The organism is Pseudoalteromonas sp. AOP31-A2-14, assembly GCF_052378035.1.
In the GTDB taxonomy this organism is placed as follows: Bacteria; Pseudomonadota; Gammaproteobacteria; order Enterobacterales; family Alteromonadaceae; genus Pseudoalteromonas.
Map to the genome: position 1 here is coordinate 2,440,942 of NZ_JBQSXI010000001.1, position 26,347 is coordinate 2,467,288.

The 26,347-nt window shown below is 40.2% G+C and carries 22 protein-coding genes; 6 read left to right on the top strand and 16 right to left on the bottom strand.

Features of this window, described 5'->3' with window-relative positions; all coding sequences use genetic code 11:
* The first annotated feature begins 97 nt into the window (after window positions 1-97).
* Both ACT3S9_RS11280 and ACT3S9_RS11285 read left to right on the top strand, forming a co-directional pair.
* Entirely contained in the window at window positions 98-1,066 is a 969-nt protein-coding gene (locus tag ACT3S9_RS11280) for an IS30 family transposase (RefSeq protein WP_086959932.1), read from the top strand.
* Window positions 1,067-1,078: 12 nt separating this feature from the next.
* Window positions 1,079-1,546: a methylglyoxal synthase gene (locus tag ACT3S9_RS11285; protein WP_441993519.1), complete on the top strand. Its 468-nt coding sequence runs from the start codon at window positions 1,079-1,081 to the stop codon at window positions 1,544-1,546.
* A gap of 5 nt (window positions 1,547-1,551) precedes the next feature.
* Here the strand turns inward: ACT3S9_RS11285 and yegD are convergent, their stop codons facing one another.
* From yegD to ACT3S9_RS11325, 8 genes are all read right to left on the bottom strand, one after another.
* A complete protein-coding gene (yegD, locus tag ACT3S9_RS11290) occupies window positions 1,552-2,919 on the bottom strand; it encodes a molecular chaperone (protein WP_441834850.1) in 1,368 nt (455 codons plus the stop codon).
* Window positions 2,920-2,986: 67 nt separating this feature from the next.
* Window positions 2,987-3,841, bottom strand: a complete 855-nt coding sequence (locus tag ACT3S9_RS11295; RefSeq protein ID WP_441834849.1) for a DNA ligase — start codon at window positions 3,839-3,841, stop codon at window positions 2,987-2,989.
* A 38-nt stretch (window positions 3,842-3,879) separates the two neighbouring features.
* Window positions 3,880-4,536 (bottom strand): HAD family hydrolase, encoded by a 657-nt coding sequence (locus ACT3S9_RS11300; RefSeq protein ID WP_441834848.1) that lies wholly within the window; start codon window positions 4,534-4,536, stop codon window positions 3,880-3,882.
* A gap of 65 nt (window positions 4,537-4,601) precedes the next feature.
* The gene (locus ACT3S9_RS11305; RefSeq protein WP_441834847.1) at window positions 4,602-4,901 is read right to left on the bottom strand and encodes a hypothetical protein; all 300 of its coding nucleotides are present in this window, start codon (window positions 4,899-4,901) and stop codon (window positions 4,602-4,604) included.
* Between the two features lie 167 nt (window positions 4,902-5,068).
* Entirely contained in the window at window positions 5,069-5,599 is a 531-nt protein-coding gene (locus ACT3S9_RS11310) for a hypothetical protein (protein WP_441834846.1), read from the bottom strand.
* A gap of 149 nt (window positions 5,600-5,748) precedes the next feature.
* Window positions 5,749-6,108 carry a hypothetical protein gene (locus ACT3S9_RS11315; RefSeq protein WP_441834845.1) on the bottom strand — a complete coding sequence of 120 codons (360 nt, stop codon included), beginning with the start codon at window positions 6,106-6,108 and terminating at the stop codon, window positions 5,749-5,751.
* Between the two features lie 409 nt (window positions 6,109-6,517).
* Window positions 6,518-7,792, bottom strand: a complete 1,275-nt coding sequence (gene ltrA / locus ACT3S9_RS11320; protein ID WP_086960535.1) for a group II intron reverse transcriptase/maturase — start codon at window positions 7,790-7,792, stop codon at window positions 6,518-6,520.
* Between the two features lie 782 nt (window positions 7,793-8,574).
* The gene (locus ACT3S9_RS11325; RefSeq protein WP_441834844.1) at window positions 8,575-10,860 is read right to left on the bottom strand and encodes a TonB-dependent receptor; all 2,286 of its coding nucleotides are present in this window, start codon (window positions 10,858-10,860) and stop codon (window positions 8,575-8,577) included.
* Window positions 10,861-11,546: 686 nt separating this feature from the next.
* On the opposite strand from ACT3S9_RS11325, the gene ACT3S9_RS11330 reads away from it, so the two are divergent.
* A complete protein-coding gene (locus tag ACT3S9_RS11330) occupies window positions 11,547-12,092 on the top strand; it encodes an HdeD family acid-resistance protein (protein ID WP_441834843.1) in 546 nt (181 codons plus the stop codon).
* A 65-nt stretch (window positions 12,093-12,157) separates the two neighbouring features.
* Here ACT3S9_RS11330 and ACT3S9_RS11335 read toward each other — a convergent pair whose 3' ends face one another.
* Window positions 12,158-13,033: a mechanosensitive ion channel family protein gene (locus tag ACT3S9_RS11335; protein WP_441834842.1), complete on the bottom strand. Its 876-nt coding sequence runs from the start codon at window positions 13,031-13,033 to the stop codon at window positions 12,158-12,160.
* 218 nt (window positions 13,034-13,251) lie between these two features.
* Here ACT3S9_RS11335 and ACT3S9_RS11340 point away from each other — a divergent pair, with 218 nt between their 5' ends.
* The 3 genes from ACT3S9_RS11340 (at window position 13,252) to ACT3S9_RS11350 (ending at window position 19,221) form a co-directional block, all read left to right on the top strand.
* A complete protein-coding gene (locus ACT3S9_RS11340; protein ID WP_441834841.1) occupies window positions 13,252-13,461 on the top strand; it encodes a hypothetical protein in 210 nt (69 codons plus the stop codon).
* Window positions 13,462-13,710: 249 nt separating this feature from the next.
* Window positions 13,711-15,843 carry a M3 family metallopeptidase gene (locus ACT3S9_RS11345; RefSeq protein WP_441834840.1) on the top strand — a complete coding sequence of 711 codons (2,133 nt, stop codon included), beginning with the start codon at window positions 13,711-13,713 and terminating at the stop codon, window positions 15,841-15,843.
* 348 nt (window positions 15,844-16,191) lie between these two features.
* Window positions 16,192-19,221 (top strand): carboxypeptidase regulatory-like domain-containing protein, encoded by a 3,030-nt coding sequence (locus ACT3S9_RS11350; protein WP_441834839.1) that lies wholly within the window; start codon window positions 16,192-16,194, stop codon window positions 19,219-19,221.
* A 537-nt stretch (window positions 19,222-19,758) separates the two neighbouring features.
* Here ACT3S9_RS11350 and ACT3S9_RS11355 read toward each other — a convergent pair.
* From ACT3S9_RS11355 to ACT3S9_RS11385, 7 genes are all read right to left on the bottom strand, one after another.
* Complete coding sequence (locus ACT3S9_RS11355) at window positions 19,759-20,946, bottom strand: exo-beta-N-acetylmuramidase NamZ family protein (RefSeq protein WP_441834838.1); 1,188 nt, start codon at window positions 20,944-20,946, stop codon at window positions 19,759-19,761.
* On the bottom strand, window positions 20,946-21,881 hold the full coding sequence (gene murQ / locus ACT3S9_RS11360; protein WP_441834837.1) for an N-acetylmuramic acid 6-phosphate etherase: 936 nt from the start codon (window positions 21,879-21,881) through the stop codon (window positions 20,946-20,948). The genes ACT3S9_RS11355 and murQ overlap by 1 nt, the downstream gene beginning before the upstream one ends.
* A complete protein-coding gene (locus ACT3S9_RS11365) occupies window positions 21,871-22,122 on the bottom strand; it encodes a hypothetical protein (RefSeq protein ID WP_441834836.1) in 252 nt (83 codons plus the stop codon). The genes murQ and ACT3S9_RS11365 overlap by 11 nt, the downstream gene beginning before the upstream one ends.
* Window positions 22,077-22,781, bottom strand: coding sequence for a BadF/BadG/BcrA/BcrD ATPase family protein (locus tag ACT3S9_RS11370; protein WP_441834835.1), 705 nt, complete (start codon window positions 22,779-22,781; stop codon window positions 22,077-22,079). Before ACT3S9_RS11370 ends, ACT3S9_RS11365 begins: the two co-directional genes overlap by 46 nt.
* Window positions 22,778-24,370, bottom strand: a complete 1,593-nt coding sequence (locus ACT3S9_RS11375; protein ID WP_441834834.1) for a sodium:solute symporter — start codon at window positions 24,368-24,370, stop codon at window positions 22,778-22,780. Before ACT3S9_RS11375 ends, ACT3S9_RS11370 begins: the two co-directional genes overlap by 4 nt.
* A 110-nt stretch (window positions 24,371-24,480) precedes the next feature.
* Window positions 24,481-25,236: a L,D-transpeptidase family protein gene (locus ACT3S9_RS11380; protein ID WP_441834833.1), complete on the bottom strand. Its 756-nt coding sequence runs from the start codon at window positions 25,234-25,236 to the stop codon at window positions 24,481-24,483.
* A complete protein-coding gene (locus ACT3S9_RS11385) occupies window positions 25,233-26,345 on the bottom strand; it encodes a dipeptide epimerase (RefSeq protein ID WP_441834832.1) in 1,113 nt (370 codons plus the stop codon). Before ACT3S9_RS11385 ends, ACT3S9_RS11380 begins: the two co-directional genes overlap by 4 nt.
* Window positions 26,346-26,347 lie beyond the last annotated feature (2 nt).

Here is a 26,347-nt window from a genome sequence, read left to right on the forward strand (position 1 = left end):
CAAAAACAACCTAAATTCGGATAATAAGTGCAATTTCTCAGATTAGATGGCCAGCTGTTATAATTCGGCCATTTTCTCGCCAAAGGAAATTGCTTTAATGAAATATAAACAGCTGACACAAGAAGAAAGATACCAGATTTACGCGTTAATAAAAGCAGGAAATAACCAAAAGCAGATAGCTGAAGAACTAACTCGTTCACCGTCATCTATTTCTAGAGAGCTAAAACGCAATAAAGGACTTAAAGGCTATCGGCCTAACCAAGCCAATAACTTTGCTGAACAAAGACGTAAGTCATCTTTCAAAGCAAGTAAGTTAACAGAGGACGTCACTCACTGGATTAATAAATTGTTGCATGACGGACTTTCCCCTGAGCAAGTGGCAGGCCGCTTAGCTTTAGAGAAACAGGTCGTTTTACATCATGAAACAATTTATCAATATATTTACAGAGACAAGGCTCGTGGTGGCAAGCTACATAAGACACTCACTCGTGCATGTAAAAAGTATAAAAAACGCTATGGAAGCTATGATAAACGTGGACAGATAGTTAATCGAGTCAGCATTGATGAACGCCCAAGTATTGTGGATTCAAAGTCTAGGATTGGTGATTGGGAGGGCGATACAGTGATAGGTAAAGGGCGTAAAAATGCGCTTGTCACAATGGTTGAACGTAAAACGTTATATACAGTCGTTCACAGAATTGAAAGCAAGCATGCGAAAATAACAGCCGATGCGCTGATCACGTGTATGACACCATATAAAGGTAAGGTTATTACCGTGACGTTAGATAATGGAAAAGAGTTTGCTCACCATGAGCATGTTGCACAAAAATTAGAAGCTGATGTGTATTTCGCTCATCCCTATTCATCATGGGAGCGGGGCATAAATGAGAATACCAACGGCTTACTTAGACGCTTCTTCCCCAAGGGAACTGACTTTATGGCGCTAAGTGAAGCAGAGATACAGGCGGCAGTTGATAAGCTCAACCATCGGCCAAGAAAAACAAGAGGGTATAAAACCCCTCATGAATTATTTACGGGGCAATCAGAAGTTCTGGTGGCTGCATAATGATTGCACTTAATACTTGAATTCAAGCAACAATCACTCCCAGCTAAAAAAAATATTGCGCTTGTTGCCCACGACGGTAAAAAAGCAGCCTTAAAACTTTGGTGTGAAAAGCACCAACAAATCCTTAGCGAACATACTTTATATGGCACAGGTACAACGGGCCTTTTAATCGAACGAAGTACTGGTTTAGATGTAGTTAAACTATTAAGCGGTCCGATGGGCGGCGATCAGCAACTAGGCGCAAAAATTGCTGAACATGAAGTGCATATGTTGGTCTTTTTTTGGGATCCTCTAGCTTCTCAGCCACACGACCCTGATGTAAAAGCGTTATTACGCTTAGCTGCGGTGTGGAATATTCCTGTAGCGTGTAATGAAGTCAGTGCAGATATGCTATTAAGCTCACCAATGATGAACGCAGAGCTTGACCGCAGCCTTCCAGATTACGAAAAATACTTAGCTACTCGCCAAATTACCTTATAAAAGCTTTAGCGATAAAGCATCTGTGCCCACTTTGTTAGCCCAGCAGTAACGCTACCAAAGTGGTCGCCATTGATCATCGGGATATTGCCTAAGTGTTCACTAAGCGCCGCTTTAACAAGCGGTGATTGTGCGCTACCTCCAGTTAAATAAATAACATCAGGCGCGGTACCTGCATCTTTAATTGCTTGCTGCGCTAACTCTACAATTTGCTTAATACTACTATCTACAGCCAAGCCTAGTTCTGGCAGGGTTATATTTTTATCAAGAGCATCCGCTAAAAAACCTAAATCACAGTTAAACTCAGGTTGTGATGACAAGGCGATTTTTGCTGCTTCACCTTGCTGTACTAATTGATGCCCTTGCTTATTTTGCTGTAAATCAATTAGACGCTTAAATAGCTCAGGCTCACTAACATCTCTTAGTTGAGCGATAAGCTCGCGGGTATTCGCTTTACTATAAAATTGACTTTGTAAATTTACATCATTAATTTTACAGGCTTGCCAAAATGCTTGGTTCGGTAAAGGTAAACCTGATTTAAACTGACTTCCTAAGCCCAATAGAGGCATTAAACCGTGGTAGCTTAAAGCAATGTCTAAGTCATTACCGCCAATACGCTTACCAATGTGTGCTAAAAAGTCATTATCTCGCTCGCTATTGCCTCGAAAGCTCGGCCCCATTTGCACAAATGAACAATCGCTGGTACCGCCACCAATATCAATCACTAAGACTTTCTTATCTATAGTTAAGTTGGTTTCATATTCAATACCTGCCGCTAATGGCTCATATAAAAAAGCCACCTCGGTAAAGCCTGCACGTTGTGCAGCACGCTCTAAAATATTCAATGCCTGCTGGTTAGACTCTTCTGCGCCCACTGCCTGAAAGTTAACTGGTCGCCCTATCACTGTATGGGTTAGGCTTTTTTGTAATGAGTTTTCCGCGCGTTGTTTAATATTTAAGATCATTGCAGTGGCGATATCTTCAAAAAAATTGATTTGTGCCTGCTTTAGTCCTACCGCGCCAAAAAAAGATTTTGGGGACTTAACAAAATACCCTTCGTCAGGAAATTGCGTATATTCATCGATTGCTTCGCGCCCGACAAAAATAGCTTTATCGCCACTTTGAAAGTCTAGCTCTGATTTAATTCGCGCCATACTATTTAATAGTGGCTGGCGTGTTTGTAAAAATACAGCTTCGTGGTGAGTACCTTTTAGATGTTCAGCTACATAATCAACCACTAATGCAGAATGTGGTGTATATAAAGTAGACGGTAAAAAATGTTTACCTTGCTCAAGGGGAACAAGCTCTACTGTTTGCTGTGCATTCATTACACCCATTGCACAATTTGAACTACCATAATCAAAACCAACCAACATTTTGCCACCACTAGAACGCTAAAAGGCCGCGCAATTTAGCACGTTTGATGATTTTATTGAAACTTTATTACTGCTTGCGCACCCGTAAAAAACTAGCAAAGCGCGGCAAACCATTTTTAGTAAATCCATGATACCGGTAAGTAATAGTCGCACCGATTGCAGGAGGATTAGCTCGCTCATTATCACTGAATCCTGTGCCGATTGAAAACATGACTCCGCTATCCGTTTTAACTCTAAGAGCCCCCATCATACCGCTATATTTTCCTTTACCGGGCAAGTATGCCATAACGATTGCTTCGTCATCTAAATAAGGCTTTAACTTTAATAAAGCATTACTTCGACCATCTTTATGCTTTGCGCTTTTCAGGTGTAACATCACCCCCTCTGCGCCACCTTTAATCAACTCATCAAAGTACCGGTTAAGCTCACTATTATTAGCAAATTGATGTTGCATCACTGCTCTTATATGTTTTGCAGAGACCTCCTTAACTAAAGCATGGTAGTTATTGGCTCTTTTAATGAAAGGCTGAGTATCATTAGGCATATCGAAAATTTGATAAGTCACTTTCTGCCACTCTTTATCAATTGGTTGATGCTTAGAGACAATGCTACTGAGGGCTGAAAAATCTTGGCGCTTTGTCCAAAGTTCGCCATCTAACCAACGATTGGGTAATACTTGGGTAAACCATTTTGGCGCATATATTTTATTGCCATTTCGAGTTACAAGCTCCGCCCCCGTCCAAATAGCCCGAATACCGTCAAACTTTTCGCTAACTAAGTAATCACTAATTGCCTGTTCACTATCAGTTTGGTAAATATTTGCCAACTGTACTTGAGGATCAGGGCTTGCAAATACACCAAAACTTATTAGTGAAAGAACAAGCATAAAAAACGATAAATAAGACTGTGTAGATGTGTACATACCAGCATCCTTGCCAATTGATAAAATAAGTACTCTAATTATAGCTTAGTTTGCACCCACCGCCAGACAGCCTGAAGACTATCAAATCGTCCCATGGCTTTGGCAAAATCGTGGCTTACAGTATGTTGATTAGGTATAGCCATCACCGCTATTCCCGCATTGCTTGCTGATGTAACTCCTGTATGAGTGTCTTCAATAGCAATAGCCTCGCTTGGCTTTATACCGAGATGTGTTAAAGCGCGTAAATAAGGCTCGCCAGCTGGCTTTGGATTGGTTACATCGTCTTTAGTTATCACACAATCAAAATAATCATAAAAGCCGTAGCCTTTTAAAATAGGAAGTGCTTCATGGCGGGCACTGCCCGTCACTAATGCCATTTTTAAACCGCTCGCTTTAACTGCTTTTAATATCTCTTTGCTAAACGGCATTAATGGAGGGAGATTAGTTACAACGTATTTTTCAAAGTAATCATATTTGGCCTTTGCTAATTGCTCAGGCAGAATATCGAGTTGATATTCTGCAATAACATTCTCTGCCGCTATTAAAGTAGGTTGACCTGAAAACTGCTGGCAAAATGCGGCTTCTTCATAGCAAATATTGTACTTGGCAAGCACCTCGTTCCAACAGTTAAAGTGCAGACTCTCAGAATCAACTAAGGTACCGTCCATATCAAATAGTATTGCTTTTAACGTCATACTCATTCCTTTATATTTAGATAATAGACAAAAAAAAGGCGCTCGAAGCACCTTTAATTGATAACTTATTCAGTTAATCCCGCTGGCGGTTCCGCAGAAGCTTCCTCACCGGTTTCAACATCCACTAGCTCATAACCACGTTCTTTTCTAACAACTTTTAGTGCTGGCTTTTCAAAAGCGGTTTTTAAACGATCGCTATCAGCTAATAGTTCTTCAACCGTATTACCAAATGGCGCGGCACCGGTTTCAGACCAGTTAGTTACTTTACCATTGAGGTTATATTCTACTTCGTGAATTTGATATTGCGCAGCTTCATCTTTAGTTGCTTCACAATAAATTACTCGATAATTCCAAAATCCGGCCATTATTTATCTCTTCTGTATATAAATTAATTATCGCTACTTTAGCAGCAACGTTTATTAATATAAACGAAAAAACCGTTTTAAAAGCCGGTATTATGTGCACTAATTAACTAACTTTAAAAGAGGCAGTGAATTAATTAAGTTATTTAATTAAGTTATTTAATTAACCTTCATTTTAGAAAAGCTTCTTTAGGAATCGACATGCAATAATCCCAAATCAGTTGCTGAGCGACAATATTTTTACTGTTTTTTACTTTTAGATTCTCATAGCTTTCATAATACTTAGTGACAACATCAAGCTTTCTCATCTTTAGAGTCTTATCAACACTTAAAGATGATTTTTCATCATCCCATGGTTCCAAGACCGCGCTAGGAACCGGGATATAGCCGTCTAATTCATAGTGATAAGACAAATCAGCAGACAACTCGTCTATCAATTTCCCTTCCTTGAAGTGCTTCCTATGCATACTTGCAGCAACACTCCCCGCACTCACGGCAATTCCCATACAGCTAGATAGCTTCTCTTTCGACAGCCCATCAAGAGCCATAAGATTTCTAATGCTGGGCTGTACGGACCAGTGAAACTCACCTAAATAAGGGTTAACAACGGGTACATCAAAGTCTTCAGCGACAGCGTAGCCACCAATAAATATTGCTGACCCCATAAGACAAAAAGAACAAGCCTTAAATATTACATTCATTTTAAACCTCAATAAAACATTACATTATTACACAGTCAAAAAACGCCAGAACTTATATAGCTTTCAGTATCCTAGCTTGGGCGAAAATCAACCAAGCTTGCAGGAGTATTAAATCAAATAACGTTTTGTGAGCCTCGCAAGACTTGAACTCAAACTGTATAAAATACAGTAGAAACTTTTAATATGAAATTTTCTGGAACAATTTCATTAATCCCTAAAGAAACAGGCTGTAATGAGCTCGAGACGACATTACATTTCCCTAAAATAATAACGCAGAAATGTAAAAATGGACGACAAAATAAAGACTCAATAATTAAACTTGGGATTAAAGCAGAAACAGCCACAGGTAACTTCTGTGTTTTTTTTATACGTTTCCTTGCGGTGACATGAATAACTGCGGGCTGCTTATATTTTGCACCTAGCGCCTCGCCAGCGGCAGGAGAAAATGAAGTACCTACTATAAATAACAACGTTGTATTAATTAAGGTTGCTAACGCAGATATTTTCATGTCGTGCTTTAACCTTTTTAGTGCTCGCTTGTTAAACGGCTTCGGGGTTGCGTTTAATTCACTCGATGAGTTCGGGCAATTTTTTTTCGGCTTATAATAAGTGGTATGAGCCTATGTTATTGCGGGAATAAAATAAGCAAACTGAATTAAAACTTATCATAGCAAAGTAATGCTACAATAACCTTACATAAAAAACATTTAAACAAATATTTCATAACATATAGTATCAATGTAAACGACTTTAAAAAATGCACTTAAGTTTTAATTTAACAGATACTTTTCCTATATTTTTTATTTAGGATTACACTGCTGAAACATCGAGTAGGGTGAGGCTTATGCCTCATCCCTCTCACAGAACCGTACGTACGGACCTCGTATACGGCTCCTGTACCCTTCACATTTTATCAACTTATTTCCTAAACGCCGATAAAGCAAGCCATCCCGTATTCACTTTTTCTATTGGATATAAACCAAGCTCCTCAAACCATTGGTTTGGCATCGATACACAAGATAAAGGGCTTAGTGAGTTACGCCACGAGTTCATCTTAATGAACTTAAACGGTGGCTTTTTTCCTAACTGCTTTAGTCGTCGATGTAGCCTTGATGGCTTCTTCCACAACCTCAGCTGTATTGCCCTTAGTCTTCGTCTGATCCAACCTGCCAAGGCTTTTAGCTCTCGTTTACAATTGGCTATACTAAAATAATTTACAAAACCGCGCACAACTGGATTTAGCCGTTTTATTACTTCTGCTAAATTTATGCCGCCGTTACGTTTTGTTAATTGCTTCACTTTTTGTTTAAACCCGATGAGTTTTGATGCTTGTATCCGTGTCCACTGGCTACCTATCTCTACTCCCAAAAACTTCACTCCTTTGCTGCTATGAGCAATATGGGTTTTATTTTGGTTCACGGTTAATTTCAAGTCTCGCTCTAGTATCTGGGTGGATGCCTTAAGTGCTTCTTGCGCTGCTTTTTCTGTGCTGCACAAAATCAAGATATCATCTGCATACCTCACTATTCGGTGATTACGCTTTTTCATTTCTTGATCGAAAGCATCTAGGTAGATATTGGCCAATAACGGGCTAATTACGCCACCTTGTGGGCTTCCTATCGTACTAGCCTCCCAGTGTTCACCTATCATTACTCCGCTTTTTAAGAACTGATTAATCAGTTTTAAAATACTACCGTCCGTCACTTTGCGTCTAACACTCCTAATTATCAAAGCATGATCAAGCAGGTCAAAACACTTCGACAAATCCATGTCTACGACCCAGTCGCGATGGTATTTACGGATAAATACACTTGCTTTACTGATAGCGTCATGACAGCTTCGTTTCGGCCTATACCCATAACTCGATGGGTGAAAGTCGATGTCGAATATCGGTTGGAGTATGTTCAATAGTGTTTGTTGCACTATTCGGTCTCGAACTGCGGGGATACCTAGCATTCTGACACCGCCATCATCTTTGGGTATTTCCACCCGTTTGACAGGTTGTGCCCTATATTGCTTGGTTTGCAGCTCAAGTTGCAGTTGTTTTAAGTTTGCTTCTAAATTCAGGGCGAATGCGCCTACGGTCTGCCTATCTATTCCGGCCGCTCCTTTAGCTGCTTTCACTTTTTTGAATCCCTTGTACAGGTTATTAATGTCTAATAATTGTCCGTACAAGCTGTAGTAAACTGTCATTTTCTGCCTTTGCTTGCGGTATGTCTGCTCGTGTCACTCTACTTATCGCTGATTCTTCATGATGACATTAGGTGTGCTAGCCTTTTTTGGCAATCTGCCTAAGTGGTCAGTCATTACTCCATTGCTCGCCCTTCAATTCTCAGCGTCTACATTCCTGTTTGGCCGTCATATTTTGGCTATTTCCGTCGAAATACTTGTGAGCCGATAAACAAAAGTTCCCGTCTTTCATACGCTTAAAGAATACTTCCCCCCTTCGCAATCAATTAAAGCTTTTGGCTAAAGTTGACCCCATCAAACATAATGTTGATGGTCGGCTTGGTTTTCCCCTCCACACCATTACTGGCTTTCATCGGCCTAGCCTTACTCACTACTACGGGTTCATCTGCCACCTCACACCGACACTAAATCTTGGCTTTCACCTTGAATTTAGGCCACTTACTCTCATTAAGTTTAGATGCCAGGCTTCCCCAGTTACTGCACTGGCTCCCTGTTAGAAATCCCACCCTCAAGCACAGTATTGGTCTGACTAAGTATAGGGCGTTGCGCTATTTTGCACGCTGACCCACCAATACTGCCGAAACAGGTTACGGTTAGTTGTGTACCTCTAACTTCTTATGGCTTCCTTCAGACCCCACCGTTGGCCAGTGACGCCCTTGCCATTCAGATTATCTTCCCCTTAGTCAGGGTGATAAGGCATCTTTCAGCCTATCGGGTTTGCCAGCTTCGCTGGGCAAACAAAAAACCCGCTTTAAAAGCGGGTTTCAAATGGCTAAACAATCTGCTTAGAAAAAGTTAACTTTGAATTCAGCGCCAACAAAACGCCCTTCGTTAACCATTGCTGTATTGTTATTAAAGTCAATTGCACCTATTGATTGCTGCTCATCAAATAGATTACGAGCAAAAACAGCCACTTGGTATTCGTAATCACCATCAGCCCAAGCATAACCACTACGTAAACCTACCTCAGTAAGTGCTTTTCCTTCAAATTCTACTGACTCATACAAAAAGTAGTTAATTTCGCTACGGTATGAAACATCAGCATAAGTAAAGAACTCACCATCAGCTAACTCTTTACTGTAACGTAATGTTAAGTTTGAGATCCACTCAGGTGCGTGCGGCAGACTATTACCATCGATGATAGCATTACCATCAACCATAGGATCTGTAATTGTTAGCAAGCCATCTGAAACACGACTCGGTACTGGAATCGAAATTGAATCGTCTTTTAGTTCAGTATTATTGTAGCTTAAGTTAAATGTCGCATTTAACTCATCTGTTAATACCCACTCAGTATCTAACTCAAAACCATAACCCGTAGTTTTATCGGCATTTAATAGACTTGTTGTATTTGTGGTGCCACCAACGGCTGTTAATTGTTGATCCTTCATGTTGAAGTAATAAACACTTGCATTTACACGACCACGACCATCTAATACATCTGACTTAATTCCTGTCTCGTATGACGTAACCGTTTCTGAGTCAGCTTTAGTCAGCTCATCAGAGAAAGTAATACGTCCTTGGATACTTGGGGCACGGAATGTATTCGCAATACGGCCATATAAATTAACTTCATCGGTTAATTTATATGACGCAGATAAATCCCAACTGATATGATCATCGCTTGCATTTTCTGTTCGTGTAATATCTGTTTGGCATTGCATTAAGTCAAAATTACATTCATTTAAATTAGCCGGGACAATTTTACGAACTGCAACGAAGTCTTTTTCATCATCTGAATAACGCAGACCTGCGGTTAGTTTTAAATCATCACTCACAGTGTAATCAACAGAGCCAAATACAGCCCATGCTTTGGTATCTTGTTGCTGATTTACATAACCATTAAGTGAGCCACCAGCCAATGTGTCATAACCAAAATTCTCGATGGTTACTGACTCATCAAAGTAAAATAAACCTGTTTGATAATTAAAATCACCAGCAAAGTTACTTGATAAGCGTAGTTCTTGAGTGTATTGATTGTGATCAGGTAAGCCACTTTCACTTTCAGATTGATAAGGAATGACACCAGGACCGCCAACATAGCCGCCATCAATATCACCACGAGAGTTTACCTCGGCGCTTTCCCAACCAGTAATTGACGTTAATGTATAATTAGTAAAGTCGTACTCAAGTTTTAAGCTCGCACCTTGTGAATCAACAACCTGAAATTCACGTGCAGCAGCATTGTGATAAACTTCATCAGCATCAAAACCATCAACTAACTCATTTGAGCCAGTTTTAATTGCGTTAGCATAAAATGGGATTGGTGTACCTTCCATGTTACGAACGTGATAGTTTAATAATGCCGAAAAATCATCTTTTTCATATAAGAACTGAATGCGTGCAGCGCGATCGGTGTAACCACCCAAGATGTCGTCTTCTTCAAAGCCCGGAGCGCGGTTATCAATATAATCCTCTTTATCTTGCCATAATACAGATACACGAGCAGATAAGTTATCAGTTAAACCACCGCCAACAGCGCCTCGAAAATCAATTGAATTATTTGTACCGTAAGACACGGAGCTAAATCCATCAAACTCTTGGTTTGGCTTTACAGAATCAAATTTAACAAGGCCTGCAGGCGTATTACGACCAAATAATGTACCTTGTGGTCCACGTAGTACTTCAACACGTGCCACATCAAATACCGGGAAGCCTTTTAAAATAGCATTTTCTTGAACAATGTCATCGACTACTAAAGACACTGGCTGTGACGCGTTCAAGTCAAAGTCGGTATTGCCTAAGCCACGAACATAAAAACGTGGGAATGTGCGACCATAAGAAGACTCAATAGATAAGCTTGGAATTTTGGCATTCATAAAACGAATATCCATACCAGCTGAGCTATAAGCATCTAGCTTGTCACCTTGAAGTGCAGAAACAGCAACAGGTACTTCCTGGGCATTTTCTACACGCTTACGTGCGGTGACTTGAATAACTTCAAGTTGATTGTTTTTTGCAGCTGGCGTTTGCTCTTCTGCGCCAAGGGTAGAAAATGAAGTACCTGCTACTGCAGAGAACAACGTTGCATTAATGAGGGTTGCTAACGTAGATCTTTTCATTGCTTTCATGTCGGGCTTTAACCTTTTTAGTGCACTCTTGTTCAACGGTTTGGGGTTGCGCCAAGTTCACTTGGCGGGCTCGGTCAATTTTTCGCGCCTTGAAAAAAGCTGCGCGGACCTCTTTGTCGAGAGTGCAAAACAAAGTAAAGAGGCTGAACGAACACTTAAGATTATAACACTGCGTGACAATATTGCTGCATAAAAATACAATTAAATGAACTTTTTACAACATATAGCGTCAACATAAAGGATTTTAGAAGAATTTAAGCACTTATATTTTAAACAACCGGACATTTGTCCTTTACGTATAAAGAGTGGGGCGGTAGCTGTTTAGTGTAAATACTCTTGATACGTATTTTATTAAAAATAAAAAGTACCTATTATTTTAATCTACCGCTAGGTACGCTAAAAACTTAAGTCTTACAAACTCACAATGACGTTAACTCGAAACTTCAAGATGACTAAGTTTAACGCTCCAACACTGCCATATACTCAGTAAAGTAACGGTAACGCCCATGGAGTAAAAACTTTAAACATACGATAAGGTTCACTATTTATTTTTCATATTCATCTAGAAATGACTTGAGTCCAACAAGCCCTAAACTATAACCACCAAATCACCCACTTAAATTTATGATTGACCCGACTCAGCCTGAAAGCTAACGTTGAGTAACATCTTATATTAAGGATAAAAAATGGATTTAACAAACTCACTCACTAAAAGTTGGCGAGTGCTTTTAATGCGCGGTTTGATCGCCATTATTTTTGGTTTAGTTACCTGGTTTGCACCGAGAGCGTCATTACAAGTAATTCTGCTTATTTTTGCCGGTTATTTCTTCTTTGATGGTTTGCTGCGGGTTTGGGTCGCTATTTCCTCAAAAAGTAACAATCCATTATGGTGGTTGTTACTAGTTGGAGGAATATTATCGATTGCCGCTGCGTTAATGACCTTGTTTGTCCCAGACATTACCACTTTACTGCTGTTATATTATATAGCGGCTTGGGCTATTGCCATTGGCGTTGTTGAAATTTTAGTTGCGATGAAATTACGGCATGAAATAAGTGGCGAGTGGCTACTTATTATTACTGGTGCGCTATCAGTGATATTTGGGCTATATTTAATGTTTAACCCCGGCGCGGGTATTTTAACCCTGCTATGGTTAGTGGCAACTTATGCAGTTATTTTTGGCAGCTTAATGGTGTTATTTGCACTTAAGCTTAAAAAACTAACTCAGACCTAAATTAACTTTAGCTTCAATTGTTGAGGCTAAGTGCAGTAATACACTTGGCCTCAACAATCAGCAAATTACTCTTTTAATACGTACGGTTTTTTCAGTGCTATTTCGCCATCAATATGGATATCACGTTGCGCAAAGGCAATACGCACATCATTCTCTTTAAATATTTTATAAATACTAAAACGAATATCACTGCGCACCAGACGAAGCATAGTTTCTGATTCTGCGCACACCCAAAAAATAGCACTAAACACCAACGAACTTTCAGCAAAATCATCAAACATTACTGACGAAGCAGGCATGGGCAGTATAGCTGGATGCTCACTCAGCACCTGTTTAATTAACTTTTCAACAAGCAATACGTCACTGTCATAAGCAACCCCAACATTAACTGATGAACGAGCATTGCGGTCTATCAACGTCCAGTTAGTGACTGTGTTTTCAAGTAATTGGCTATTAGGGACTAACATATGTACGCCATCGTTACGGCGAATACGCGTAGAACGGGTATTAATTGTTTCTACCACGCCTTTAGCTGTTCCTACTTCTAAAAAGTCACCGATGCGTATTGGCCTCTCCCACATAAGTATCCAACCACAAATAAAGTTATTAATGATATTTTGTGCGCCAAAACCAACACCAATGGCAATAGCACCAGATACAAAAGCAAAAGCAGTCAACGGAATATTTAATACTTCTAATGAAGTGAATATTAATACTCCAATAGTAATCACTAGGTAAATTCGGGTAAACAAATGTACGGCGTCAGGGCCAAGATTGCGTGCCAGTAACGCACGACGAATTAGTCGACCAACTCTTGCCACTACAAACCATATTAATAATAGTATTAATGGCACTTGAATTATTTTTAGTATGGTAATTTGCACACCATTATAGCTAAACAACACATATGTAAGCGCAGACTGAAAATCAGCTAGGGTCATTAGTTTTATCCACTAAGAAAACTCTTAAATTATAATTAAACCTAATTTGGTTCTTTGGTTCAGTTTCCACTAAGTTTAGCACGGCATAATAGCTCCTTAGTATAAAGAGTTTAGTAATTAGTAAGCTCTTTATGCACTAAATGAATAGTTTATTAGCATTTTATTGCAGTCAGAGCTATATAAATAGTAATGGCTACCCAAAGCACGAGGAGAGATCAATGCCGCAATTAACTTTAAACCAAAAATTAGCTACATTACAGCCAATGGTTGATCTAGATTTATTTGAATCAAGTTTAAGTTATCGAAATAAAATATTATGTTTACTCGCTGAACAAGAGCAAACATTAAGCTCTATCAACAAAGAGTTTGGTCATGCAGTGCCAGCTAGTTTTGGCAGCGAGCAGAAGTTCGTATTAGGTTACAACTAATTTGCTTAAAATGGTCTACACTTTTATGAATTACCCATTAAGTAATATGACAACAACCCATTAGTAGCTTTAATACGAGCGATTGCATTTAAGCTACTATTTTTTTAATTACTAATATTTTATCTGTAATTCCGCCTTTTTGCGCTCAATCCACCCAATAAGTCGATAAACTTGATTGTATATAATCTAAAATTTGCTAAGTTAACGGTGTTTAGCCAATTGGCTTATGTTTTTTTAATTGGAGCTCTTATGCGCAAATCTCTCATCGCTAGTACTATTGCCAGCGTTTTATTATTATCAGCTTGTAGTTCACAACAAGTTGAAGACAGTAAAGAAACAGCCTCACAAATACAAGACGTTAATGCACAAAATGTATTAATGAAACCTAGCCCATTACAATATATGGCGCCTGAGTTTGATAAATTTGATACTAAAGATTACGAACCGGCATTTGATGCTGGTATTGCAGCTCAAAAAGCAGAAATAGCAGCAATTACTAATAACCCTGCACCAGCAACGTTTGAAAACACCTTAGTTAAAATGGAATATTCAGGTGAGCTACTTAACCGCGTATCAACTGCGTTTTATAGCTTATCTGGGCTTATCTCAAATCCTGAATACCAGCGAATTGCTGCAAAAATGGCGCCGATATTATCGGCTCATTCAGATGATATTTACTTAAATAAAGCATTATTCGCCCGCGTTGAAAGTATTAATAACAATAAAGCGAGCCTAAATGCGGAAGATCAACGCTTGGTTGAGTTTTACTACACTAAATTTGTTAACGCAGGCGCAAAACTAAACGAGACTCAAAAGGCTAAAATGCGTGAACTTAACGCAGAACTTGCTAAATTATCAACTGAGTTTTCACAAAATATTCTTAAATCATTTAAAGAAGATGTAATTTTAGTTACTGATAAAAGCGAACTTGCGGGTCTATCTGAGGGTGAAATTGAAAGTCTAGCCGCTGCTGCTAAAAAAGCAGGTAAAGACGGTTACATGATCACTCTGGTAAACACTACGCGACAACCTGTTTTAAGCAGCCTTGAAAACCGTAAACTTCGTGAGCGGATTTTTAAAGCATCATCAACGCGTGCACAAAAAACAAATGGCCCGATCATTATTAAAGAAACGAACCTACGCGCACAAAAAGCAGAGTTATTAGGTTACAAAGATTGGGCATCGTATGTGATGACAACACGTATGGCCAAAACCACTGAAAACGTGTATGGCATCCTTGATGATCTAGCACCAAAAGCAGTTGAAAAAGCCAAAGATGAAGCCGCTGAAATTCAAAAAGTAATTGATGCTGAAGGTCATACTTTTGATTTACAGCCATGGGATTGGGCTTTTTACACTGAAAAAGTGCGCCAAGCTAAGTACGACTTAGACCCTGCACTTGTTAAACCTTATTTTGAAATGCAGTCAGTTATTCATAATGGCTTATTCTTTGCTATGGAAAAACTGTACGGTATTACTTTCAAAGAGCGTAATGATTTACCGGTATACCATGAAGATGTAATGGTATTTGAAGTATTTAATGAAGATGGCAGCGCCATTGGCTTATTCTACATGGACCCATACGCACGTGAAGGTAAACGTGGTGGCGCATGGATGAGCTCATACGTAGTTCAAAGTGGCTTAAAAGGCACTAAACCGGTTATTTCTAACGCGCAGAACATTCCAAAGCCAGCTGAAGGTCAACCAACCTTAATGACCTTCTCTGAAGTAACTACTATGTTTCATGAGTTTGGCCACGCGATACACGGTTTATTCTCAGACGTTAAATACCCAAGTCTTGCAGGCACTTCAACTGCACGTGACTTTGTTGAATTTCCTTCACAAGCCAATGAAGATTGGAATATTGAACCAACCGTGCTTGCTAACTACGCGAAGCATTACAAAACAGGTGAACCAATTCCTAAAGAGTTACTTGATAAAGTACTTGAGTCACAAAACTTCAACCAAGGTTTTGGTACTACAGAATACTTAGCCGCTGCACTGCTTGATATGGAGTGGCACTCATTTGGCGCTGATAAAAAAATTACTGACGTACAAAAATTTGAGCACGAAGCGTTAGATAAACACGGCATTGCATACTACCCAGTACCACCACGTTATAAGTCTAGCTACTTTAGCCACACTTTCGCTGGTGGTTACTCTGCAGGTTACTATGCATACCTTTGGACTGAGGTATTTGCAGCAGATGCATTCGCTCACATGACCGAAGAAGGCGGCCTGACTCGTGAAAATGGTGATAACTTCCGTAAAGAAGTTTTATCAAAAGGTAACAGCCGTGACTTAATGCAAAGTTACATTGAGTTTCGTGGCCAAAAGCCAACTACAGACGCGCTACTTAAGCGCCGTGGTTTAGTTGAGTAATTTAGCAATTTAAAGCTTGATTAAAGTCAAAAGCCCGCACATTGCTGCGGGCTTTTTGTTGAACCCTTAGCAAACACAAACCAACTCCAAATACTCCACCGACCATCTGTACCTACTTAACTGTTTTTATTTACTCTTTTAAACACTATAACTCAATGAATGAATTAATAATTCAACCACACCTTGTATATTTTATTTTAATAAAATACAACGTACAGAAAAAAATATTCTTGACCCTCCCGCTTAACGGATGTTTAATGTATTGATAACAAGTAGAGACACTCTTTTACTTGTTATTACTAAAACAGTCCAAATCGACAATTAAAGTTATAAAAAGGACGGGAAACAATGAAACAACATACATCAACATTTACTTTAAGCTCTATATCACAAGCCACGCGAAGTATATTAAGAACCCCTAAAACGGCTATTACAGGCGCTTTAATCGCAGCTGCATTTACTACAGCTCCTGCTTTAGCCGCTCTAACTGGTGGTATTAAAGGTCAAGTGGTAAGTGAACAATCACCTCAATCTGTCGCTGGTGTTACTATTACTGCAACAAGTAACGTTATGCCCAAACCACGTACAGTAGTGACGCGTGAAGACGGCAGTTATAATTTACCAAAACTTAAGCCAGGCACTTACGAGCTTACTTTTACTGACAACAATGGCGTAACACAAACAATGAACGTTGAGGTGTTGCTTGAGCAAACATCAAACGTAAATGTATCGCTTTCAGGAGCAAAAGAAAACGTCGAAGTTATTACCGTTACGGGGAGTAAGCTATTTCGCCAAGGTAACTCAGCGCTAACCAACTCATTAGGTGAAAAAGCCATTGAAGGCGTGCCGGTTGGGCAAGATTACCGTGATTTACTAAAGCTAGTTCCGGGCGTCGAACTATCTCAAAACTCAACACTTGGCCCATCAGCCGGTGGTTCGGGTGTAGATAACTCATATGGTTTTGATGGCGTGAACGTATCTCTGCCAATGTACGGTAACTTAGCATCTGAGCCGTCAACTCACGATGTTGCGTTTGTGACTATGGACCGCGGTGGTGCAAAAGCTGTCGGCTTTAACCGCTCAGGTGGCTTTTCAATTGATACCGTATCAAAGTCTGGTACTGATGAATTTCATGGTAACGTTGAATACAAAACCCAACCAAAAAGCTTTGTAGCAACACCTGCTGGCGAGGAAAGCTATGAAACAGATAAAAGTTGGTTAACCGCAAGTTTAGGTGGCCCGCTGATTGAAGATGAACTTTACTTTTATACTTCATATTATCGCCCTGAAGAAACACGTTCAAACAAAGATACAGCTTACGGTGAAGTAAAAGAGTACGAAAGCATTCGCGATGAATATTTTGGTAAGTTAACGTGGGCTCCCACGGATGATTTGTTATTTAATATCTCACAACGTACTTCTGAAAAAACCATTGAAGGTCGCTCTATTGGCGCTTATGAAACTGATTCGGTATCCGTAGGTGAGACAGCAGATCAAGATATATTTACACTTGATGGTTCATGGATCCTTGGCTCAGCAACCACGCTTTCGTTTCAATACAGCAAATTTGAACTTGATTCAGGCTCACAGCCAGATACTGTACTTTCTGTTATGCCTTCGCTTGATGGTCAGTTAGATATTAATAATTTAGATCAGATGGGTTACTTCGCAGTGCCAAGCATTCGTGAATATGATCCAGGAACAGACTTCACCCAAGCACAAATTGATACCTTTAATGCAGGCGCTACACCGTTAGTTAATCAATATGGTTATACTGAAAATGGTCAATTGAAAGGCGGTGGCGGTGTCGGTGCTTATTCTCAGTACGACGACTCAGAGTTCTCGCGTGATAGCTTTGAAGTTAACCTAGAGCATGAATTTGACTGGGGCGATGCATACCACACTCTACACTTTGGTGCGAAATGGGAAGAAGGCAAAGAAGTATTAACCCGCTTGTCAAATGGCTGGGGCAGTATTTCGTACGTGGGTGGTTTGGATGAGAGCCTAGAAATGGGTAGCTCAGCTCCTGTTGCATACAGGGCTTACGTACAACAAATGAGCTTAACGCTAGATGGCGATACAACAGTCCCATCAATTACTTCAGAAACACGTAGTCTTAACTTTGAAATTAACGATACGATAGAAGTAGGCGATTGGACTTACAACCTAGGTCTTCTTGTTAGCCAAGATACAATGTATGGACAAGGTTTACGCGAAAAATCAGGTACTGTGTCAGGTTATGAGTTAGCACCAGGTAACAAGTACAAAATGTATCAAACCGATTGGACTGATATGCTGCAGCCGCGTATTGGTGCAACGTGGACGTACTCAGGTGAAGACTCGGTATTTGCTAACTTTGCAATCTACAACCCTGAAGCAAATTCACTTGCACGTGCAGCGTCATGGGATAGAAATACTGCAACGACACTTGAGGTTGAATTTGATGATGCCGGTAATGTGCTCTATTCAGAACCGCGTCAAGGCTCTTCAGGTAAAGCGTTCCAAGATGATATGAAGCCTCGTCGTATCAATGAGTTTACTATAGGGACAACTAAATATGTAGGCTCTGACTTAGTATTACGTGCTCACGTTCGTCATCGTAAAGGTATGCACTTTTGGGAAGATATGCCAAACGATGCACGCTTAACGGATTACTCAGATGTAGATGCGTCAGGTGTTCCTCAGAACATTGCCGATAAAGGGTTATATATTGATGACCTTGCTGCAATCCAAAACGAAATTGGTGGTGGTTCATATGTAATTGCTGAAGTTGATGGCGGCGAAACAAAATATTGGGAAGCCAGCCTTGAAGCAGAATATATGGGCGAAAACAGCTACATAAACGCCTCGTATGTATGGAGTCATTACTATGGTAACTTCGACCAAGATAACACCACTACAAGCAACGATGCGAATAACTTTATTGGCTCTTCGTACTATGGTGATGGCCGCGGTCGTTACTCGTGGGATAATCGCTATGGGACACTTTCGGGTGACAAACCACACTTATTAAAAGTGTATGGCTACTACACAGTACCGTGGGAAGCAAACATAGGTGCATATTTTGTATACCAATCGGGTAAACCTTGGGAAGCATGGGATGGCTCAATTTATGGCTACTCTTCTGACGTAAGTCGTTACGGTGAGCCTGCTGGTAGCCGTCGTAGTGCAAGCCATTGGCAATTAGATTTAAATTATACCCAAGATTTCAAAATCGCAGGTGATTTTAACATGCAATTCCGCGCTGATTTGTTTAACGTGTTTGATCGTCAAACAGGTTACAACAACAACCCAGCAGTTTCATCTGAAACGTTTGGTGAGTACCGTAGTTACTATAACCCACGTACTTTACAGCTTTCATTCAATGTTGAGTTTTAATCGCTTTAAGTTTAAGTACTCACTAAGCTAAGCACTTAAACTTTTGTAAATATAAGGCCACTTCAATCATTGTAGTGGCCTTTTACTTTTCATGTAAAAACCCTTTCATACTCATCAATCCAAAAATAAAGTTTAAAACAGCCTTAGGTTAGCCACCAACCTCAACTATAAATCAAGACCTGCTTATCCGTCATTTTATATTTATAAACAGTTTCGTCGCAGCTCAGAAGCTAATATAGGGAATGTGGATGCGCGAGGTTTAAACTATTCTGAAGTCGTTTCGACGATTGTATTTTGCACTAAAGAGCGCGACTACCGCCTTTATAAAGATGATTTTTGTATTCTAGGATTTTTACAAATAGAGCTGGACTATATTGCTCCTGCTTTTAAAAAGTAAAAGCTTACCCATGTATTAAGGTGCCTTTGATAACGTTTCAGGTAAAACCATATGGTCACTAAATTACGACGCAGTTGACTTAGATAAGGTAATAAAAAACGTAGCCTAAGCTACGTTTGTGTTCTTTACTTAGATTAACTTTACTTATACAACAAGTACTTTTTACGCTGTTGTTTAAAGGCTTCTAAGTCTAATTGCCAGCTTTGTTTTATTTGCGCTTCTGTCTTCCCTGCTTCGATAGCTAAACGTAATTTGTCAGTGCCAGCAAGTTTATCCATAAAGCCAGCACGCTCAAAGAAGGTTTCATCAGCGGCTGATAATTTATGGTATGCATCAATAAATAAGCCAAGATCGAGCCCTTCAATAGTGGCTTTGCGTAAATCTTGGCCTTGTACTTCTATATCTTTAAACTTAGGATTCATTGAAGCACCTTTAATGGCACGTGGTTTAAAGCTAAATTCACCTAATGCAACGGGTGAGTAACCTATCACTTGAAACGGAAAGTCAGTGCCGCGACCAATAGTAATTGGCGTTGCTTCAAAAAAGCACAGTGACGGGTAAAGCGCTATTGACTGATCGTTAGGTAGATTAGGGCTTGGTTTAACGGGTAAGCTGTATGGCATATCACGGCTATAATTAGCCACTGGCACAACAGTCAAGTTAAGCTTTTTAGCTTGATCTATCCAGCCTTCACCTTTAATCATTTTGGCCAGCTCACCGACGGTCATACCGTGTAAAACCGGGATTTCGTGCATGCCTACAAATGATTGAAACGCAAGATCTAAAATAGGCCCATCAACATAAGCAATGTTTGGATTAGGTCTATCTAGAACGATAAACTCGATATCATTTTGTGCTGCTGCTTCCATCATATAATGCATCGAGCTTATATACGTATAAAAGCGCACACCCACATCTTGAATATCAAAGATGATCACATCTAATTCACTCAAAACATCACTATTTGGCTTTTTATTGCTACCGTAAATAGAAACTACATCAATGCCGGTTTTCTCATCAACCGTGCTTTTTACATGAGCACCTGCATCATGATCCCCACGAAAACCATGCTCTGGTGCAAATATTTTAGTGACGTTGACGTTTTTTTTACGCAGTAAATCGACAATATGAGTGCCATTAACTTGTGAAGTTTGATTAACCACAAGGCCAACACTTTTGCCCTTTAAAGCTGGTAAATAAATGTCATACTGCGCGGCTGCAACACTTAACGCCTGGCCTTTAGTGGAATTAGTCTCTGTAATCGTAGTTACGTTATTACTGCAAGCGGTAAGTAACAATACACATACACTCAGAATATATTTAACCATTATAACTCCACAGCTTTACGTAAAAAGCCATCTGCTTGAGTTAGCAGCTGCTTCGCTTTTTCGCCATTATGGCCTGTTAAAACAATCAATGTAGCAAGCTTTGCACTTTGGTCTGCTTCTTTAAGCGCTGCAACAGCTGTTTCGTGACTACACTCGGTTGCTTGCATTACGATACGAATAGCTCGGGCATGTAACTTTTCATTACTGGCACTCACATCAACCATAAGGTTTTTATATACTTTACCGCTTCGGATCATGCTAGCGGTACTCAGCATATTCAACACTAGCTTTTGCGCTGTCCCTGATTTCATACGAGTTGATCCCGTTACCGCTTCTGCACCCACTACAGGGCAAATACCAACTTGTGGTAAACGCATCACAGCTGAATCTGGGTTACAGGTAACCCCTACGGTAACGCACCCTAAAGACTTAGCGTATTCAATGGCAGCGCATACATAGGGAGTACGGCCACTGGCTGCAATGCCTACAACGACATCTTTTGCTTGTAAGTTAATTGCTTTTAAGTCTTCAGCACCGAGTGTGGTGCTATCTTCAGCGCCTTCTACGGCTTTTTTAAACGCTGTTTCCCCACCAGCGATAATACCCATTACTTGCTGCTCACTTACACTATAAGTAGGCGCACATTCAACGGCATCTAAAATACCTAAACGACCACTGGTGCCAGCACCGATATAAATCAGACGACCTTCCACCTTAAACGCATCAACAATGCAATCAACTGCTTTGGCAATTTGTGGAATCACCAACTGCACAGCGTATGCTACTTTTTGGTCTTCATTATTTATTTTGGTCAATACACCTTCGCTATCGAGTAAATCAATATCAAGTGTATCTGGATTTTGCCCTTCAGAGACAATGCCGTTTAATTCTTTTAGCAACTGACTTTGTTGGTTAAAGACATTTTCAGAGCTCATTATAGTGTCCTTTATTAGTTAATTCGTCGTACTCTATGGCGGCCAATATTGCCGCACCGGTTAGTGAGTCTCCTCGACGAAAAGATAAGCTTTGTTGTATTTTGGTATCAAGTAAAGCCACGCTGACATCGCCTAAACCACCAATCACAATAGTTGGTAATTGCGCTGAATCACGCGACTTTTCAATTAATTGGGTTACATCTTGGATATGTTTGGCAAGTACCGAGTCGGCACCGCGCACTGCTTTTGCAAACTAAAAATCAGCGGGCTAAAGCGTGCATAATCACCCGCCTTAGCATCACGTAGCCAACTGGAAATAACGCTACGGTTATCGCCTATTTGCTCACTAAGCTGCTTAGTAAGTTTGCTGGTTGGTCCGTCATGGCGGTCAATATCTTCAAGTAATTGCTGCACGCCATGTAAGCCTAGACGCGCGCCGCCGCCAAAATCATCAACAGGAAAGCCCCAACCGGCCACAATTTTAGTACTGCCATCAGCACTTAAACGCGCACCCACAGCGCCGGTACCAAGTGCAATCACCACACACGGCTCACCAAGGTTGGCGCCATATAGTGAAGTATGCGCATCACTGACAATATTAAGTTTGGCAAACTCAAGTTTAAAAACCCGTTTTAATACCGCTTTAACACGATCTACTAACTGTGTTGATGAGCCACCAGCGAGCCCCATTACAGCGAGAATCTGTTCAGGTGTCGCACCGCTTTGTTTACATAGGTGCGTTATTACCTGCTGCAAGCTATCCACGGCGCCATCAAAGTCGTTATAAATCGATGCTGCGCCGGCTTGGGCTGTATACTCTTGGGCTGAATCGGTATTAATTAGTTTGGCGAGAGTTTTTGTACCACCGCCATCAATCGCAAGTAAATACTTTATATTCATGCTGGCTGCTCGGGCGTGGTGCTGCTTTCTAAAGGTTTAGACTGTGCTTTACCTATGCAACACACAAGCGTTGAAAGTGCCGTGCCAATACATAACTGCCATGTAAAGCCAAGTGAAAAGCGCATACTTTCTGGTAGTAACCAATCAACCATATATGGCTGCATTAATAAGGTAATGCTAAAGCCGATGATTAATGCTGCAAGTACCGATCCTTCACTACCGCGCTTGGTAAATAAGGTCGTGAAATAAACACCCAGTAGGCCACTGTATGAAAACACCATGACACTAAGTGCAAACTTAAGTAGCGGCATATCGCTATATTGCTGCCAAAAGTAACAAAGAATAGCCATCACAGCCAGTGCGGCACTCACTACAGCCATACCAAAACGACCCGCTTTAACAAAGTGGTTGTCATCAACCTGCTTATTTTTAGCAGCTAAATATGGCCGATATAAATCTTGCACAATAACCGACGACATGGAGCTTAAACCTGAGTTTAAAGTAGAAATAGCTGCAGCAATAATACCTACGCTGACTAACCCTTTAACACCCGCTGGCGCTTCATTTAAAACGTAGTACATAAAAATAGTAATTTTTTCGCCGTTGAATTCTTGTACAACTTGCGTACCAGTACTATTCATAAGCGTTGGCTGTTGATACACAATATAAAGCAGTAAACCAATAAATATAAATACTAACATTACCGGAATAACCATCACGATAGAAAGCACTAATGCTTTGCTGCCTTCTTTGGCACTTTTACAGGTTAATAAGCGCTGAGTCATATCTTGGTCAAGACCAAACGCAGCAATATTTAATAGTACAAAGCCCGTCAAAACTGAGGCCATATTGAATACGCCACTAGGACCAAAATCTAAGTCAAACTTAAATATTGCAAGTTTTGAATCTGCGCCGTTACCCGGTTCATTCATAGCTGCTAAAATAGTCGAAAAGTCAGCAGGAATTAATATCAGTAAACACCAAATAACTGCAATCGCAGCGCTAACATAAACAACAGTTTGCAGTACATCTGAATAAATAACACTACGAATACCACCAAATACGGTGTATAAAAGTCCCACTAAAGCTAATAGTAATGTAGCGACAATAACACTTTGCGCTTCAATGTTACCATATAGGATCATAGCTACAGCAATAGCAGCCATATATAAACGTGCACCACTAGCAAATATTCGACCAAATAAATACATTAAACCACTGCGGCGCTTCGCTTGAGGGCCAATACGCTTTTCGAGTAATTCGTAAACGGTATAAACTTGTTGTTGGTAAAACTTAGGAATAAGAAAAACTGAAACTATAAAAGCGGCAACCAACGCACCAATATTTGTCGCTAAATAAGATAAGTCACCTTGATAGCCTTGGTCCGGACCGCCGATAAATGTTGCTGCAGATTGTGAGGTAGCTAATACTGAAATGGCTACCATCCACGTAGGCATACTATTACCGCCTAAGAAGAAATCTTGACTTGAGTTTGCGCGTTTGCGATTAAACCACCAACCACTCAATAACAGGATTGCACCATAGCCTGCAAACACGAGCCAATCTAGTAAAGTATATTGTACGCTCATTATTTATCCTAATAGAGAATCGCTAAAGGAATATATTATTCCATTAAAACAACAAAAAGAAAACTGTTATATTTTTTAATTTTAAAACAGTTATATTAATAAGGCGCTACCTAAAGTCTAGGTAGCTGCCAAGTGGTTTGTTTTTGCTGATATTGACTTTTCGTTAGGCTAACTAATAACGGTTTTTTAGCTTCATCTAACCAAGCTAGTAGTGCGTCCATATTTTTCTCATCCATTGCAGTGCAACCAGCGGTTGGCTTAGATTCAGCACGCCATAAGTGCATAAAAATACAACTGCCGGCGCCATTTATATTTTCGCTATTGTGCTTAACCACAATACCTTTCTTATAAAGATTGTCTTGGCTATAAATATCACGGCGCATCCATTCAGACGAACCTTCTACGGCTTTTTCACCAACGACTGATTTATCAACTAATTGGTTATAAAATGGCGAGCCTTGAACATCAATACAATAGTCATCGGCGCTCATACCTTGGTAAGTCATGTTAGTTTGTAATGAGTCTAAATAACCAAAGGCTGTACCAAGCTCAAAAATACCCGCTGGCGCTTTACCGTCGCCTTCTTGTTTTTGCTGGCCTATTTGCTTAGGATGTAAACCAATACCCCACGCTAACCCCGTGCGTCCAAGTACTACTTGGTGTGCATCTCCAAGCTGTTGCCAGCTATTATTCTTAAGTTCAAAACGATACAACGTGCCGTCAATGGCTTCGTTGTCTTTTGCGACCACCACCACTAACTGTTTATGGCTATTATCAATAACAGCTGTTTTAGCTGATATGTCATCATTTGTAGCACTACAACCTACAACCGCAAAGGTCGTGATTATTGCAAGCGTCTTTTTCATAAAGGCCATACTCCATCGTCAATTGCGATTAAACCATCAATATGGCTTATACCAAGCCCAGGGGCATCACTTAAGGTGATATCTGGGCCATTAAATACCACGCCACCTTGTACTGGATCGTACTTGCCAAGGGCTGGACCGTCTAAATCTATTTTATTAATTTGCTGTGCTTTTGCTGAAGCTAAATGCGCGGCACCCGCAACAGCAATACTACCTTCAAGCATGCAGCCAATCATACAATCAGCTTGATACTGTGCGGTTATATTCGCAATTTCTATAGCGCGACTTAAACCGCCTGTTTTCATCACTTTAATATTAATAATATCAACCGCATTTTGTTCTAACAGCTGAATAACTTGATTAGGCGAAAAAGCACTCTCATCAGCCATAATTGGCGTATTTACTCGTTCAGTAATATACTTTAAGCCTTTAAAATCATCACTTTTCACAGGTTGCTCAACAAGCTCAAGCTGCACATTTTGATTTTCAAGTTGCTGTAAGGCAAATACCGTTTCTTTTGCTTGCCAGCCTTGATTAACATCAAGGCGTATTTGCGTTTTATTACCAAAGCCTTGGTAAATTTTTGCTACTCGCTCAATATCTTGCTGTAAATTATTGCCGATTTTCACTTTAAGAATGTCAAAACCTTGCTCAACTGCAAGTTGACAGTCTGCGAGCATTTTATCAATATTATCGACACTAATAGTAATGTCGGTGCGTAAATTTTTCGCGCCGCCACCTAGTAACTTATAAAGTGGCGCATTATAAAGTTTGCCCCATAAGTCATAAACTGCCAGTTCAAGAGCCGCTTTAGCACTCGTGTTACCTACTACGGTTGACTGGATAATTTGGCATAATTGACTAAGGTTCTCTACTTCCATACCTAGCAGCTTAGGCGCAATAAATTGCTTAATAACCCCAATCATACCTTGGTGCGTATCGCCGGTGATCACCGGCGTTGATGCCGCAGAGCCATAGCCAACTTCACCGTGGTCAGTTTCTATAATAACGACTAAGTCTTCAATAAAACTTACTTCACGTAACGCTGTTTTGAAAGGCGTTACTAATGGCACTTTTAATTTAGCAAAGCGAACTGCAGTAATTTTCATAA